This is a genomic window from Spirosoma koreense (assembly GCF_054777875.1).
This window is the reverse complement of sequence record NZ_BAAHAC010000005.1, coordinates 349,566-364,752: the sequence shown is the minus strand read 5'-3', so window position 1 is coordinate 364,752 and position 15,187 is coordinate 349,566. Positions and strand designations below refer to the sequence as shown.

Genomic DNA, 15,187 nt, shown 5'->3' with positions numbered 1-15,187 from the left:
TGGGGCATAGAGTGGACCGTACTACGGTTCTGTTATTCGTCATCAGAAACCGTGGCATACCCCCTATGCCCCAGCCCCAACGCCCATAACCGAATAATTTATGAAATTTTTGATCGTTGGTCTGGGCAATATCGGACCTGAATACGCGCTTACCCGTCATAATGCCGGTTTTATGGTCCTCGATCGGATGGCGGCTCAGCATGGGTTCGATTTTACCATGACGCGCCTGGCTTATACGGCTAAGTGGCAACACAAGGGCAAGCAGCTGTTTTTTGTCAAGCCGACCACGTATATGAATCTCAGTGGTAAGGCGCTGGTATATTACATGAAGCAGGAACACATCCCGCTGGAAAATATACTTGTGGTGACCGACGATAAGGATTTGCCCTTTGGCAAACTGCGTCTGAAACCCAAAGGATCGCCAGGCGGACATAACGGACTACGCAACATCGACGAGTTGCTCAACACGCAGGAATACGCACGATTACGGGTGGGCATCGGCAATAATTTCGCCAGAGGCCGTCAGGTCGACTTTGTTCTCGGGCAGTTTCCAGAGGATGAACTGATCCAGTTACCGGCTTATTTGGATCGCGCAGGCGACGCCATCCTGGCTTTTTGTACTATGGGCATACAAACAGCCATGAACAATTACAACCAATGATATAACTTTTTAAAGAATATTTCAACTTGGAAAAAGAATATTTTCTATGTCTTAGAAACGTACAATACGGAACAATATTCTGTTTTACACAATTTCATTACTTCTTTATCGCAAAAAAGCCTTTTGAACAGCAGTTTATTCGGAACAAAATTTTGCACCAGTATAAAGGACGCTTTGCATTATTAAACTTTCTATAGACCTTTGTGCGTTCTCTAACTGAAACAAAAATAGAACAAAACAATGAAATCGCGTGTTATCTTTGCGTCGGTGATTCTTGGATTAGGATTAGCGACAACTCAGGCAAACGCGGCTACCACCACCAACACTGATGATAGCCCGGCAGCCACCAAGCCGGCAAGTGCTATGCTTGTTAATGATTCGCAGAAGCAGTTTGCTTCCTATGTCGGACAAAACATTAATAAGTTTGCGCAGACTACCAACTGGCAAAACTTTATGAGCGTTGTCTCGTTGTACAACCAACACCCGGCCGCGGTGCTATCGCTTAGCCCCGCCGACCGAGCCAAGTTCAACGAAGCCACCACTCAGGTCACCAATATACTGGCAAAGCAGAAAAATGCTGAAGCCATCCGCTGGACGAACCAGGCTGATCACACAGCCCGAATGATCAATTTCCTCTGGAATGCCGATCAGTCCATCAGCCAAGCGGCTGACGTTCAATAAATACCGAAATCAGTCGGTATGTGGAACAGAAAGGAGTAAAAGTTAGTTTTTCATGTAGAAAAGGTTAAGGGTTTAGGAATAGTCAGTATAGGGTTCTCTGCTTCGATCAGGGAACCTTATCTTTTTTATAGGGGTATCGAATTCGCCTATCGCGGTACTCACAACTCTCCGGAAGTTAGATTACGGTTGCCTTCTTCTTATAAACATCATAACGAAGAAGGTGTATGAAACAAACCCTGCTGCTACTGTTCTCGGTTCTTAGCGCACTAACTTATGCGCAGGTACCGGTTAATCTGTCCGGCTTTCAGAAAAAAAACGGGGTTAGTGTCTCTAGTCAGGGCAATAGCCTGGCGGTTAGCTGGCCCACGAATGGCAAAGAAACAGGGAAGCTGATTCTTGATCTTGACCCCGGAAAACCGCTCTTCACTAGTCTTCAGGTATCGCAGCAGGGCCGGCTGAAAGAAATTGCGAAAGCGCTGGACCCGGCTTTTGTGCTGACCATTGGCAAGCGGGATCTAATCTCACAGAATGGCTGGAACATCTTTTTCGATAAAACAAATAAGCTTCCGCATAAATCCTACGCCGTTGAACTGACCAAACGGGCGGCTAGCGTCACGACCGTTGGCAGCCGGACCGTTGTTCGGCTTTCGCAGGTAAAGGCCGCTACGTTCCAGGGCGATCTCGAAATTACGGTATACAACGGCAGCCCGCTGGTCAATGTCGCGGCTGTCATGGCGACCGAAGCCGACTCGACCGCTATTCTCTACGATGCAGGTCTGGTAACGAGGCAACCCATCTGGCAAACCATCGCCTGGTCGGACACGGCGAACCAGATGCAACGCACTCCGGCGAGGCTGACCCAGCCTAACAAAGCCCAGGCGGTCAAATACCGCACCATCATCGGGACCAGCGCGGCAGGCAGCGTAGCGGTATTTCCTGCACCGCATCAATATTTTTACCCGCTGGACGAAGCTTATAACCTGGATTTTACCTGGTACGGTGCCGGATACCGAAGTCTGGTACCCGCTTTTGGGATTGGTATCCGGCAGGATCTGATGGGCGACCGCCGTTGGGTACCCTGGGTCAACGCCCCCCCTAAAACCCGGCAGCGCCTGAATTTCTTCTTTCTGCTGAGTGCGGACACGCCCGAGAAAGCCCTCGCCGAGGTGAAGCGGTTTACGCATGACGATAAATACCCGGTTTTACCGGGCTACAAAACCATGTCCAGTCACTTTCACAATGAACATGTGATGAATACGGTGCTGGCTGGCAAGCCGGTTCCGAAGGTGCCTAATTTTGTCACGGTCTTTAAAAACTCAGGCGTCAATATCGTGCATCTGGCCGAATTCCACGGTCCGGGTCATCCGAAAGGGCCGGATGATCAGCGACTGCTGGAACTGAAGACCTTATTCAGTGAATGCAAGCGGTTGTCGGACGCCGATTTCCTGCTGCTGCCCGGCGAAGAGCCGAATAACTTCTTCGGTGGGCACTGGCTCGATTTCTTCCCGAAGCCGGTGTACTGGATCATGTCCCGCAAACCCGAGATGCCCTTTGTCACGGACGATCCGAACTACGGAAAGGTTTACCGCATTGCCGATAAAAACGACATGCTGAAATTGCTGGAAGTCGAAAATGGTCTGGCCTGGACTGCCCACGCCCGCACGAAAGGCTCAACGGGGTTTCCGGATCAGTATAAAGACGAAGCCTTTTATAAATCCGACCATTTTTTCGGAGCCGCCTGGAAGAACATTCCGGCCGATCTGTCGGAGCCGCGGTTGAGTCGGCGGGTACTGGATCTGATGGACGATATGGCTAACTGGGGCCTGAAAAAACACGTCATCGCCGAATCCGATATCTTTTCTATGGAGCCCGCGAACGAAACCTATGCTCACCTCAACGTAAACTATTTACAACTCGACAAGCTCCCGGATTTCAGCCAGAGCTGGCAACCGATTCTGGACGTAATGCGTCAGGGTAAATTCTTCGTGACCACGGGCGAAATTATGCTGCCCAGTTTTACGGTAAATGGCAAAGGCCCCGGCGAAACCGTTACGCTCCCGGTCGATGGTAAAACCACCATCGCCTTAACCGCAAACTGGACGTTTCCGCTGACTTTCGCAGAGATCATATCCGGAGACGGAAAGCAGGTCTTCCGCGAACACATCGACCTGACTCATAGCCTACCCTTCGGCCAGCAGGCGTTTACGTTTACGACAACGCTTAAAAACAGAACCTGGGTACGGATTGAGTTCTGGGATGCCGCCGTCAACGGGGCTTTTACGCAGCAGGTGTGGCTTGCTCACTCACCACATCAGTAATCGCCCCGAATGTGCTGGCAATGTCTTTGTGCTCGTAACCAACCCGGCTGTGGCACAACCCCCTGCACCGGCCGATGTATATCGACGCGGAACTCACTATCGAACAAGCTACTGGGCCGCAGTCTGTTAGGCGGCACGGCCCCAGGTTGTTCGTGGCGGGTGGGCTAAAAAGTAAAGTATCGGTTTGTCTGCCTTTTGCCTGCATGAAAAATCTAAAAAGACGACTCAGGCAGGGTGAAACCCTCAACGGTTGCTGGCTCAACCTGGGCAGTGCGCTGACCGCCGAAATTGTGGGGCAGGCCGGCTTCGACTGGGTACTTATCGATCTTGAACATGGCGCCGGTTCGGAGAAAGATGCGCTGTATCAGTTGCAGGCGCTGGAACACACCACTGCGGGGGTTATCGTGCGCGTCGAGAGTGCCGAAAGCCAGCGTATTCACCGGGTCCTGGATATGGGCGCCGAAGGGATCATGGTTCCTAAAATCACGAGTCCGGCCGATGCGCAGAAGGTTGTCAGCGGCCTTCACTACCCGCCCCACGGCAGCCGGGGGGTAGCCAAAATGGTTCGGGCAACGGGGTTCGCACAGCACTTCAATGAATATTATGAGGACGCCCGCGATACGATTTTAGGCGTCGTACAGATCGAAACCGTCGAGGTGCTGAATCATCTGGACGCAGTAGCGACGATGGATGGTGTCGACGTACTGTTCATCGGTCCGGCCGACCTATCGATGGAACTGGGGATTTTCGGGCAGTTCGATCATCCGCGTTTCAGGGAAGCCCTGAAAGAAACCGTCAATGCGGCTCAGAAAGCCGGAAAAGCGACGGGAATCCTATTCTTCAACCCCGATGACTACCAGACCTATCATGACCTGGGTATTCGGCTGATTGCCTGCGGGGCCGACGCGACGTTCGTGGCCGACGGTGCCCGCAACCTGGCGAAAAAGCTGGATAGCTTCCGGGCCGTTAACAAATAGGTATAGTTGACAGAAACTTAGCCGACCTACTTCCTAACCCCACCTAACCTTTTCGGGAATGACAGATCCTCTTTTCATCCTGGCCGTTGGCATGATCATCGTCGTGGGCGGCATCATCGGGCTGAAGCTTCACCCTTTTCTGGCCCTGCTGCTCGGCGCGTTCATCGTGGCGCTGCTAACCCCTGCGTCAGCCATCGAACAATTCGCGCTTTCGAAAGGAACGGCACCAGCCGCAGCCCTGGCTCTCACCAAAAAAAGCATCGGCGAACGCATCGCGACGGAGTTTGGCAGCACCTGTAGCAAAATCGGGATTCTGATCGCTATGGCCGCCATTATCGGTAAGTGCATGCTGGAGAGCGGGGCTGCCGAGCGTATTATCCGCTCCATGCTGCGGCTGACGGGGATTGAAAAAGCGCCCGTTGCCTTCCTGGTCAGCAGTTTTTTTCTGGGTATTCCCGTCTTTTTCGATACGGTCCTGTTTCTGATGATGCCGCTGGCCAAAGCCATGACCATCCGCATCGGAAAAAACTACCTTCTGCTGGTGCTTTGCATCATGGCGGGCGCGGCCATGGCCAATTCGCTGGTGCCGCCCGCGCCGGGGCCTCTGTTTCTGGTCGGCGAAATGCACATTCCGATCGGGCTGATGATGGTGGGGGGCACGATCGTCGGTTTGTTTACCATTACGGCGGGCTACTTTTTTGCCTTATGGGCCAACCGAAAATGGCCCATTCCTCTCCGCGATTCGCTCGATGCCCGGCTCGAAGACATCAAAGCCATTGCCGCCAAAGAAACGGCTCACCTGCCTTCTTTGGGCGTGTCGCTGTTACCCGTACTGATTCCGCTGGTGTTTATCTGCGCCGACACCGCCCTTTCGGCCCTATCTACGGCGGGCACCCCGCTTACGTCGTCGCCGTTTCTGGGAAAGCTGCTGAGTCTAATAAAGTTTTTCGGGGATAAAAATATCGCCATCGTTACCGGCGGCATAGTGGCTTTGCTCATTCTGGCCCGGCACAGGAAAGACAGTAAAGAAGGCTTGACCGCTTTCGTGCAGGCCGCGCTGATGAGCGGAGGGGGTATCATTCTGATCACGGCAGCGGGCGGGGCCTTCGGCGGTATGCTGCAGCAAACCGGCATCAGTGCCCGCATTGCCGAGATGACCAAAGACTACCAGATGGCGCTGATTCCGATGGCATTTTTCATTGCCGCCGTTGTCCGAACTGCGCAGGGCTCAGCTACCGTCGCCCTCATCACGGCATCGGGTATTCTGTCGGGCATGGCCAGCAGTGCTAATCTGGCGTTTCATCCGCTGTACCTGGGGCTGGCCATCGGATGCGGCTCCAAGCTCGTTCCCTGGATGAACGATGCCGGTTTCTGGATCATCTGCAAGCTCAGCAATTTAACCGAACAGGAAGCGCTGAAAACCATTTCGCCCCTGCTGGTGGTAATGGGGCTGGCCGGCCTGGTCATTATTCTCATTGGTGCACAGCTCTTTCCGCTGGTATAGCACGCACAGACAGGAATAAACCGTCGACGACAGCCCGTCAACCGAACCAAGGGTGAGCCAGCCCATCGCTCGCAGCTGTCATGATTGGTATAATGATATTCAATCCTAAACCCTACGACAATGAAACGTAAACGCTTTATTCGAGTCCTGACAGCGGGGTCTGTTGGGGTTGCTGCCTTCGAAGCGGAGCAGGCACTCGCCCATCACGAGCCCGTCGGCAGGCCCACGCTGCCCAAAAAAGTGCTGATGAAAGTCGGCTGTCAATTGGGTGGCACAAGCCGGGAAAACCTGGAGTTCAAAGCCAGGCATGGCGTTTACAACATCGACGGGGGCGCGCCAAAAACGATTCCGGGGAAAGGCTGGGATCTGGACGACTCGATGCGAAAACGGGAAGCCTGCGAGCAATACGGCATTAGCCTGGACGCTTATCATTTTCCACTGGCCTCGTCGGGCATCGACAAAGCCGACTATCCGCATATCATGCTGGGCAAAAGCCCCGAGCGCGACCGGGAAATCGAAATCCTTCAGCAGATGATCCAGGTGGCCGGAAAAACGGGCATTAAAGTACTGAACTACAACACGACCATTCTGCCCGTGCTGCGGACCGGCACCACGATCGATCCGAAACGGGGAAATGCCATCTACAGCACCTGGAATTACGAGGAGGCCGTCAGACAGAACGCACCCAAAACCATTGCTGGCGACGTATCCATCGAGCAACTGTTCGAGCGCATCACCTACCTCCTCGACCGCATTCTGCCAGTTGCCAGAGAGTACAAAGTCAGGCTGGCTAACCACATCGCCGACCCACCGACGCCCGCTGGTTACCGGGGCATCACGCGCTGGAACAGTCCAGACGTGTTCAAAGGTATTCAGCGGTTTGCTAAACTGTACGACAGCGAATATCACGGCTTCAATTTCTGCATCGGATCGATTGCGGAGGGGTTGAAAGATCCGAAAAACGACATCCTGCCGATCATCAAATGGGTAGGCGAACGCAACCAGATTTTCAACGTGCATCTGCGCAACATCAAAGGAGGCTGGAATAACTTTCAGGAAGTATACCCCGACAACGGCGATATGAATTTCCTGCACGTCGTCCGGGCCCTGCGCGACGTGGGCTATTCGGGCATGGTTATGCCCGATCACGTGCCGCACCATGCCGACGCGGGCAGCGACCTGCAGGCCTTCGCCTTTTGCTACGGCTACATCAAAGGCTTGCTCCAGACCGTCACTGACGAAGCATCCTGATAATTTTTCCTGAGCGGATGAACGGAATTTTTTAGGCTTGTTCATTCGCTCGATCCTGTTTGTTCTGCCAAAAAAATTCTGACTATGCCTTACAAAACCGGTCCCCGTATCCAGCAAATTCATATCACCCCCATTGCTATTGTCGACCCGCCCCTATTGAATGCGGCTGGTTTGCACGCTCCCTATGCCCTACGCACCATTGTCGAACTGGTCACCGACGACAATATCTCCGGTATTAGCGAAATTCCGGGGAATGAAGCCATCGACGCGGCCCTGGGCGAAGCCCGCAAACTGCTCATCGGCCAAGACGTATTTCAGCTCAATGAAATCAGGCAGGTGCTGCGGAACCGATTCGGTACGGAAAGTGCAGCCGAACGTGGGGAAACGCCCTGGGATCAGCGAAAACTGGTTCACATTTTCAGCGCTATAGAAGTCGCCTGTCTCGACATTATCGGTAAGGTCACGGGGCGGCCGGTTGTGGATTTGCTGGGTGGTAAACTGCGGGATCGGGTACCGTTTTCGGCCTATCTATTCTATAAATACGAAGGCGCGGGGGGCGAACTGGGGTTAAGGACCGACCCGACCGCTACGGGCTGGCCAGCGGTCCGGCAGACCAGCGCCCTGAATCCGGCTGAGATTGTTGCGCAGGCTAAAGCTATGTGCACCGAGTTCGGCTTTCAGTCGATCAAGCTGAAGGGGGGCGTTTTCGAGCCACAGCAGGAAGTGGCGGCCATGTTTGCGCTACGGGAAGCCTTCGGCCCCGACGTACCCCTGCGCATCGATCCGAATGCGCTCTGGACTGTAGAAACGGCGATAAAATACGGCAGGCAGATGGAGCCGATTCTGGAATATCTGGAAGATCCAACCCGCGGCCAGGCAAACATGGCCACGGTCCGGAAAGCGCTGAAGACCCCACTGGCTACGAACATGTGCACCACTTCCTTCGACGATATTCCTGGTAGCATTGCGCTCGGTTCGGAAGACATCATCCTGAGCGATCACCACTTCTGGGGCGGCTTGCACGCGTCGATGACCCTGTCGGGAATCTGCCAGACCTTCGGGCGCGGTTTGTCGATGCACTCCAACAGCCATCTGGGAATTTCGCTGGCCGCCATGGTCCACCTGGGTGCGGCCTTACCGGGGGTGCCCTATGCCCTGGATACACACTATCCGTGGCAATCGGATGAAATCATTGTAGCGGGTCGTTTCAGGTTCGAGGAAGGAACGGTACTGGTTCCTCAGGAACCGGGCCTAGGCGTAGAACTGGACCGGCAGGCGCTGGCCCGGTTGCACCAGAACTATCTAAGGTGCGGTCTGACGAAACGCGACGACGAGGTGGAGATGCAAAACGTCCAGCCGGGCTGGACGTTTCAATCCGTTCGCTGGTAACCAGGTATCTGCCAAAGATGATTTATCGGTTCCGTTTATAGGTTTACAGTTATCATTTAATTATAAACATACACCGTCTATATCGGCAGGTAAAGACAAAAAAGTTACCTAAAAAATTTACAAAAATTTATCCATGGTCATTAATTTTTTTTCGCCTTGTATTAATTATTTTTTAGTTTATATTTTAAAAATAACGTAAACTTTATCATTTCTTTTTTCTAAAAACAGTACACAAAGCTATTTTTATTCTTTGTAACTTTTTTCATCGGTGCTGGCCATTATTCTTAGTACCTACCGGGTAAAAAAATAGACTGATCGCTTGTTTTAACTAACTGCCGACCTTTGGCTCGTATAGTTCTTTATTGAATAAATCTTTGATTATCAATTATATATAGAATATAACGCACTAATAAAAACAGTCCGTTAGTTTTGCGGGCGTATGGCAGATCAGATAAATTTAAGCCCTTAATTCACGGTTATTTATTCTTTACAAAAGACTACTAGTGAATGTATTAACAGCCTAACTATTGACCATATTTTCTACCTGTTTATTCTCATAAAACGTATAGCAAGTAATCAATATAGATTCTTTTACAAACTTTTTAGTAAATTTCTGGTATTTAACCAGAACATATTACCGAAATATGTTTAAAACTTTTCTGTGCAATAATTATATTTGTATAGACCAAAAATGTAACTTAATCATCCTCATCCCTATGAACGTTCAATTAACTGACGAAGACATGATTCGTCAGTACCTTCCTAAACAACCCAGCCAGTGCTTCGAAACGCTTTATAAGCGCTACGTTCAAAAAGTTTATAAGCGGTGCTTGTTCATGACCAAAGACACGGAAAAAGCACAGGATTTTACGCACGATATTTTCATCAAAGCGTTCGATAAGCTCGATAATTTTCAGCAACGATCCAGCTTTTCGACTTGGCTGAACACCATCGCTCACAATTACTGCTCCGATCAGATTCGACTCGCCAAACGACTTAACACTACTTCGATCGACTCAGACCTTGATCTGGCAGACAGCAAAGACGGTCTCATTCAGGAAGATCCCTTTGAAATAGTCCGGCAGGCCCTGACCCAACTCTCGGCTAAAGAGCAGGAGCTGTTACGGCTGAAATACGAAGAAGGGCTGAGCATCGAGGAGATCGCTGAGCGGTATCGGATCAAAACCAGCGCGGTCAAAATGCGACTCAAACGGAGCCGGGCCAAAATTCAGGATTACTACAATATACAGTATATCAACTGAGTCTACCTTTACATTCGTTATGCTTCCTGGCTTTTCTGCTATCAGTCTGATCGATCACCCGACTGATAGTAGATTGCTGGTGCCTTAAGCTATCGATGCGCTAGAAAGTCGGCGTAGGTAGCGCATTCAGCCATTATCTCGGCCTGAAACCGTGTCTGCCTGTAGTCGGTAGCCAGCTTCGCAAAATAATGATCATACTGCTCCTGGCGAAGTTTACGGGTTAGGGCTTTCACTTCCTTTTCGTCCAGTTGGGTATACCCTGGCTTGCGCTCTTCCAGTATCAGGCGATTTCTTAACTCATTCTGCTCGCAGCGAGCTGCCATAAAACAGGCTTTGGCCGCCAGTTCCGGATTGTGGGCGTTCGTCAGCGCTTTCTCGAAGTAGGCCTTCGCGATTGCCGTCGTGTAGTATGGCTCCTGTTGCAACTGCCGCTCGGTTTTTCTGTCATCAGCCGGTCGATTGATCGCGTACCAGGATGAGTAGGCTGGTTCGGCCGAACTCCACGACCGCCTGACCAGCACCCAGGCATTTCCGTACCAGCTCAAATTAAAAGCCGCGCAGCCCAGCTGATAATAAACCTGAGCCGCCGGGTCGCCCCTCAGCGTAGTCGCCTGTTTTTGCAGTTGATCCAGCGTACGGGCAAAGTCGACGGGTGTGTATGGATTTTTTCCGCCCGGCTTCTGTTCAGTGGGTGTCAACTCCAGCGGGTTCTCGGCAAAATAACTGACGAACGGCTCTTGGCGCCAGGTTTTCGGCCCGACACGGGCAAAGGCCGTAGCTGCTGCCGCGTAGCGTTGCTCGGCCATCAGCCGGCGGCCCAGCAGCGTATACAGATAATCGGTGCCAAAACCCGTCAATCGAAGTAATCGCTTATCGAAATCGGTCGGATTCGGTTTTTCGGCGAAGGTCACTACTCGCTCAACCGTAGCAGCCGACGCCGTATCTTCCACGAAAAGCTGGTCGGTATTTACCTGAACGGGCTCTCCCTGGGTCAACTGCGCCGTTGTTAGCATAGTCAGCAGAAAAGCCTTTGCCGTATTCTCCGGATCGGTAGTTTCCCCGCGACGACTGCAGCCCGACAGCCACCCGGCCGACTTTGCTTTAGGATTTCCTCGCTGATACGTCTGAGCAAACTGCTGGCATACGGTAACAAAAGCGTTGGTAAGCCGGAAGTTCGCCGGCCGACGAAACGACTCCAAGTAGCCGATCAACCGCGCTTCAACCTCCGGAGTAATCTCTTGATCTTGAGCCGCCAGCAGGAGCATTTGCTGCACCGTCCGCTGCTGCTTCAGCGTAGGATTCGTTGTCGGAGCCTGGTCCGCTTTCGTCAGTAATTCCTGAGCAGACTCGTAGTTTTTACCCAGATATGCCACGTAGGCGGCTGCTGTGTACCAGAACGCCGGATTGCCAAGTGTAGTGGCCGATTCTTCCGCGAAAGCCTTTAACTGATCGGCGTACGACGTAGCCGTTTGCCGTCGTCTCTCGAACGCCAGCGAATCCCGGCGGCTCGCTTCGTCGTAACCGTATACGGGGTTGGCCGTCGCCAGAAAATAATATTCGTTGCGGTTGATCTCCCGGGCCATGATTAACTCGATGAGCGGATTCTGTGGGCTTAGGGCTACGATCTTTTTCAGCAGTGGTAAGGCATCCTGCATGGGCTGAAGCGCACAGATCGCATAAACAGCTGCCTTCTCCTGGTTGTTCCGGGCATACCGCAACGCTTCTTCCCGAAATCGAATCCCATGAATCCGCAGACTGGCCTCGGCCTGCCTGCGTCGGGAAGGGCACCGGTCAAATACCTGCGCGAAGGCGTAAATAGCCCGGGCCGTATCGCCGGTAGCCAGAACTGCCCCCGCCTGGCGGCACAGGGCCCAGTCGCTGATAAACGTTTTTTGGGGCAAGGGTACAATCAATTGATCATACAGCGCCTGGCACTGGACGGATTGGCCAAGCTGGTCGGCCAATTTTACGGCCTGAAACCCGTAGCGTTCTTTCAGGAACCCATCCGGAGCCGTTCGATAGCGATTTTGAGTTTCCGCGAGCTGTCGACTCAACTGCACCGTATCAGCCGGAATTGGGCTCCAGACGTCTCCACCGGCGCTGGCCTTCTCGGTCGTCCGGGCCAGCGCCAGATAATCGAGCGCTGCCGCGTGCGTACGACGCAACTGCACGACGAACGGATTCGTCGGACGGTCGTCGCCTTTATAAACCGCTTCCGCTACGGTAGCCAGTGCCACCTTCCCGCCGGCATAAGCCGCCCAGGCACGCAGGTTTTCGTTTCGACTGATCGAGTCGCTCGTTTCGCTGCGTTGCTCGGCCTCCAGGTTATAAAGTTGTGGCGAAAAAAAATACAGTCGATCCGGCGGGCGGGCGTTGCTGCTTTCGGGTTGAAAATAGCTCAAAAACTCATTTTCATCGAACCATCCCGGTCCACAGGCCAGCGTCAGGGCGATGCCAACGCCCAAAAGCAGGCTACGAATTCGGCTGAAAGAGGGTTTTAAGGTCGCCATGGCGGTAGTGTGAGAGAACAGTGCTGTCGAGATGATACAAAGCGAAAGTAAGCGCCGGATTTCGGATGCGGGAAAGCACAAGCTGCCGGGCCTGCATCAGCTCAGGCAGGCTACAGGCTTCTGCGCGAAACAGATCGCCCGCCCGCACGGACAACCCCAGCGCAACGGTGTCCCGACGGGCAACAAACCGATTGGTATCGGCCTGCACCCGAAGCGCGGAACACCGCTGCAACGTACTCCGCTCGACCCCGTTCAGGATCGTCAGGAATCGGTTGTTTCGGTAGACGATCGTCCAGTTGAACAGGGGCAGCACGGCATCGAGCGGTAGCGGATATTTTTCCAGAAAATTGGTAAAATGTTCGGTGACGTCCAGGTCGAGAATGGAATTACGGGTTTCCGGGTCTTTCCAGTCGGTCATGTTATAAACCATCAGCATTCCCCGGCTTACGGGCGGAACCCCGGTCTGCCCGACATACTTGACCTGATGCAACCGGATCGTGGCCGACAAAGGGAGACCCAGCAACTGGGAAACCGTGCGCAGAAGCTGAAAATAACACGCCCGGCTCTGCACCGACCAATCGCAGTCGAGCTGAACTTCGCGGAGCTGAATATGCTGTTGCCGGGCCATCTGACGAATTTTGTCTACCAGATTTCGAGCCAGTTGCGGGATGGTCGCCGGAGCCATTAACAGCAACGTTCGGTTCGTAATAAAAACGACCGGTACCACCATCTGCCCTACCGGCTCCTCCCGAAAATGAACCACCGCTTTTGGAACCGGTCGCTGCCCGGCGGCATCCCAGTCGACATCGAAAAACCGAATATACAGCCGGCTGGCCTTTACTTCGCGCAGCAACGCTTTCTCGGTCGGATCGAGTTGGTAGGTCGCCTGCCAGTGATAAAACGCGGGGGTAAGCTGCTTCGGCGGTGCAGGCGACTGGCAGGCGACCAGCAAGCCCGTGAGCAGGGCAACAAGTACCTGGTTACCTGAGGTATATTCAGTTGTTCGAAATCGGGGACGCTTCATGCCGGATAAAGAGTGAGTATACGGATCGCTTCATGGATAGCCAGGGCTGGTTTACTGGCGTGTCGTCGGAACATCTTTATCGATCAGGGAAGACAACGTATTGAGGAAATTGACCAGAAAATACGGCTGGACCTGCTGCTTCAGTCTTTCCTGCCGGCTTGGCCGGTTTACCTTCTTTAGTTTTTACGAATAGACGGACAAAATACCCAGGGCTCTCCAGGTATCCTGATCGGCCAATCGGTCAACTTTCAGGCGTACCTCCGTTCCGGAACGAGTTACGAAAGCTACAAAATAAGGGTATTTCTTGTATCCAACTGTTGAACCGGGCTGAATCGGCTTATACTTAGACGACAGGTAGGCCATTCCTTTCGTAGCGAGTACACGGAGCCTGCTCCTGCTGACCGTTATCGGCTTCTGGCCAACCGCTTTTTTCGCGGTGGTCTGGCTACGCGTGCTTTTTTTCTTTCCCTCATTTCCTTTCCTGCATCCAGTTCAATCCCTGTCTGTTTTTGAACAGCTTCAACGGGTCAACCAGGCGCCTTCTGCTGAAACATGAACTCAAAACGATGCTATATCTGCGTGCACGCCGGGACCGGAAATGCGCGGCTTTGAGCGGGGGCGAAACGATGAAACTGACGCGGTGCAGCTTGGCGGCAGGAACCAATACGCCCGATCAATATTTTATCGAGGAGATTCGGATAGATACCACGATTTCGATGCCGCAGGCCCGCCGTGCTGTTATCAGTTGATCGGGCAAAAGTGAAGGTTCATGTCGCAGTTCCACAGATTCAACCGGTATAGGATTGGCTTCAGCCTCGGATTCAGCCAATTTTGGGACACCTCAGGCTTACCTGACAACTGACTAATGATCACGCATGAAACTCGTAACGATTCAACTCGACACCAATGACCTGGCCGGTACACGGACATTTTATACGAAACGATTAGGCTTACCTCTCCTGACCGAATCGGTCGACAGGCTCACGTTTCAGGTGGGCTGGACACGGCTCACTTTCCGGGCAGTGTCTAACCCGGTTGGCCCCTATCACTTCGCTATCAACGTGCCGGGTGGCATGCTGGAAATGTGCATGCACTGGTTCGGAATGGATTATATCGATACGCAGGCGCACGGCCAGAAAATCGCCGAGTTTGCTGACTGGCGGGCCAGAGCCGCTTATTTTCCTGATAACAACGGCAATCTGCTGGAGTTCATTACCCGGCACGATGTTCCTTCGGGCGATGCCAACCTGACCATCAGCGATCTGTTTCAGGGAATCAGCGAGATTGGAATTGCCACGCCCTGCGTACTCAAAACGATCAGCCAGTTGAACCGGCAGTTTGGGATCAAGCCCTTCCGCAAAGCTAAACCGAAACACGACTTTGCGGCTCTCGGCGACGATTATGGGCTGTTTATCCTTTCGCAGGAGCACCGCCACTGGTTGTTTACCCGAACCCCGGCGTCGCTCAATAACTGCCAGATCACGTTCGAACTGGAGCCGGGCGGGCCTGTTCAGACCATTCATAGCCAGGAGTTGATTCCGGCCATCGCTACTCATCGGGGGTGCACCTGTTCTAAACGGGATATGCAGCCAGCCGCTTTCGCCTGATTG

At 52.9% G+C, this 15,187-nt stretch carries 13 protein-coding genes; 10 read left to right on the top strand and 3 right to left on the bottom strand.

The annotated features are described in order from the left end of the window. Positions 1-100: 100 nt before the first annotated feature. The 8 genes from pth to ACYVC2_RS07275 all read left to right on the top strand — a co-directional run bounded on the left by pth (position 101) and on the right by ACYVC2_RS07275 (position 10,043). Positions 101-661, top strand: a complete 561-nt coding sequence (gene pth / locus ACYVC2_RS07310) for an aminoacyl-tRNA hydrolase (RefSeq protein ID WP_461101649.1) — start codon at positions 101-103, stop codon at positions 659-661. A 240-nt stretch (positions 662-901) separates the two neighbouring features. Further along, positions 902-1,342 (top strand): hypothetical protein, encoded by a 441-nt coding sequence (locus ACYVC2_RS07305; RefSeq protein ID WP_461101648.1) that lies wholly within the window; start codon positions 902-904, stop codon positions 1,340-1,342. A 224-nt stretch (positions 1,343-1,566) separates the two neighbouring features. Then, positions 1,567-3,660, top strand: a complete 2,094-nt coding sequence (locus tag ACYVC2_RS07300) for a CehA/McbA family metallohydrolase domain-containing protein (protein ID WP_461101647.1) — start codon at positions 1,567-1,569, stop codon at positions 3,658-3,660. 203 nt (positions 3,661-3,863) lie between these two features. Next, positions 3,864-4,637: an HpcH/HpaI aldolase family protein gene (locus ACYVC2_RS07295; RefSeq protein WP_461102310.1), complete on the top strand. Its 774-nt coding sequence runs from the start codon at positions 3,864-3,866 to the stop codon at positions 4,635-4,637. Between the two features lie 58 nt (positions 4,638-4,695). After that, a complete protein-coding gene (locus ACYVC2_RS07290; protein ID WP_461101646.1) occupies positions 4,696-6,141 on the top strand; it encodes a GntP family permease in 1,446 nt (481 codons plus the stop codon). 120 nt (positions 6,142-6,261) lie between these two features. After that, positions 6,262-7,392 (top strand): mannonate dehydratase, encoded by a 1,131-nt coding sequence (locus ACYVC2_RS07285; protein ID WP_461101645.1) that lies wholly within the window; start codon positions 6,262-6,264, stop codon positions 7,390-7,392. A gap of 84 nt (positions 7,393-7,476) precedes the next feature. Further along, entirely contained in the window at positions 7,477-8,781 is a 1,305-nt protein-coding gene (locus ACYVC2_RS07280; protein ID WP_461101644.1) for an enolase C-terminal domain-like protein, read from the top strand. 716 nt (positions 8,782-9,497) lie between these two features. Next, positions 9,498-10,043, top strand: a complete 546-nt coding sequence (locus ACYVC2_RS07275; RefSeq protein WP_461101643.1) for an RNA polymerase sigma factor — start codon at positions 9,498-9,500, stop codon at positions 10,041-10,043. A gap of 89 nt (positions 10,044-10,132) precedes the next feature. Here the strand turns inward: ACYVC2_RS07275 and ACYVC2_RS07270 are convergent, their stop codons facing one another. From ACYVC2_RS07270 to ACYVC2_RS07260, 3 genes are read right to left on the bottom strand one after another with little or no spacing between them, the layout of a single operon-like run. After that, positions 10,133-12,553, bottom strand: coding sequence for a PIN domain-containing protein (locus tag ACYVC2_RS07270; RefSeq protein ID WP_461101642.1), 2,421 nt, complete (start codon positions 12,551-12,553; stop codon positions 10,133-10,135). Next, on the bottom strand, positions 12,516-13,577 hold the full coding sequence (locus ACYVC2_RS07265) for a hypothetical protein (protein WP_461101641.1): 1,062 nt from the start codon (positions 13,575-13,577) through the stop codon (positions 12,516-12,518). The genes ACYVC2_RS07270 and ACYVC2_RS07265 overlap by 38 nt, the downstream gene beginning before the upstream one ends. A gap of 51 nt (positions 13,578-13,628) precedes the next feature. Continuing rightward, on the bottom strand, positions 13,629-13,721 hold the full coding sequence (locus ACYVC2_RS07260; RefSeq protein ID WP_461102308.1) for a hypothetical protein: 93 nt from the start codon (positions 13,719-13,721) through the stop codon (positions 13,629-13,631). A gap of 422 nt (positions 13,722-14,143) precedes the next feature. On the opposite strand from ACYVC2_RS07260, the gene ACYVC2_RS07255 reads away from it, so the two are divergent. After that, a complete protein-coding gene (locus ACYVC2_RS07255; RefSeq protein ID WP_461101640.1) occupies positions 14,144-14,326 on the top strand; it encodes a hypothetical protein in 183 nt (60 codons plus the stop codon). Between the two features lie 126 nt (positions 14,327-14,452). Next, positions 14,453-15,184 (top strand): VOC family protein, encoded by a 732-nt coding sequence (locus ACYVC2_RS07250; protein WP_461101639.1) that lies wholly within the window; start codon positions 14,453-14,455, stop codon positions 15,182-15,184. Positions 15,185-15,187 lie beyond the last annotated feature (3 nt).

What these genes read in the sequence shown, in the direction of transcription:
- pth (WP_461101649.1), top strand. Translation starts at nt 101, where the DNA reads ATGAAATTTTTGATCGTTGGTCTGGGCAATATCGGACCTGAATACGCG.
- ACYVC2_RS07305 (WP_461101648.1), top strand. Translation starts at nt 902, where the DNA reads ATGAAATCGCGTGTTATCTTTGCGTCGGTGATTCTTGGATTAGGATTA.
- ACYVC2_RS07300 (WP_461101647.1), top strand. Translation starts at nt 1,567, where the DNA reads ATGAAACAAACCCTGCTGCTACTGTTCTCGGTTCTTAGCGCACTAACT.
- ACYVC2_RS07295 (WP_461102310.1), top strand. Translation starts at nt 3,864, where the DNA reads ATGAAAAATCTAAAAAGACGACTCAGGCAGGGTGAAACCCTCAACGGT.
- ACYVC2_RS07290 (WP_461101646.1), top strand. Translation starts at nt 4,696, where the DNA reads ATGACAGATCCTCTTTTCATCCTGGCCGTTGGCATGATCATCGTCGTG.
- ACYVC2_RS07285 (WP_461101645.1), top strand. Translation starts at nt 6,262, where the DNA reads ATGAAACGTAAACGCTTTATTCGAGTCCTGACAGCGGGGTCTGTTGGG.
- ACYVC2_RS07280 (WP_461101644.1), top strand. Translation starts at nt 7,477, where the DNA reads ATGCCTTACAAAACCGGTCCCCGTATCCAGCAAATTCATATCACCCCC.
- ACYVC2_RS07275 (WP_461101643.1), top strand. Translation starts at nt 9,498, where the DNA reads ATGAACGTTCAATTAACTGACGAAGACATGATTCGTCAGTACCTTCCT.
- ACYVC2_RS07270 (WP_461101642.1), bottom strand. Translation starts at nt 12,553, where the DNA reads ATGGCGACCTTAAAACCCTCTTTCAGCCGAATTCGTAGCCTGCTTTTG.
- ACYVC2_RS07265 (WP_461101641.1), bottom strand. Translation starts at nt 13,577, where the DNA reads ATGAAGCGTCCCCGATTTCGAACAACTGAATATACCTCAGGTAACCAG.
- ACYVC2_RS07255 (WP_461101640.1), top strand. Translation starts at nt 14,144, where the DNA reads ATGCTATATCTGCGTGCACGCCGGGACCGGAAATGCGCGGCTTTGAGC.
- ACYVC2_RS07250 (WP_461101639.1), top strand. Translation starts at nt 14,453, where the DNA reads ATGAAACTCGTAACGATTCAACTCGACACCAATGACCTGGCCGGTACA.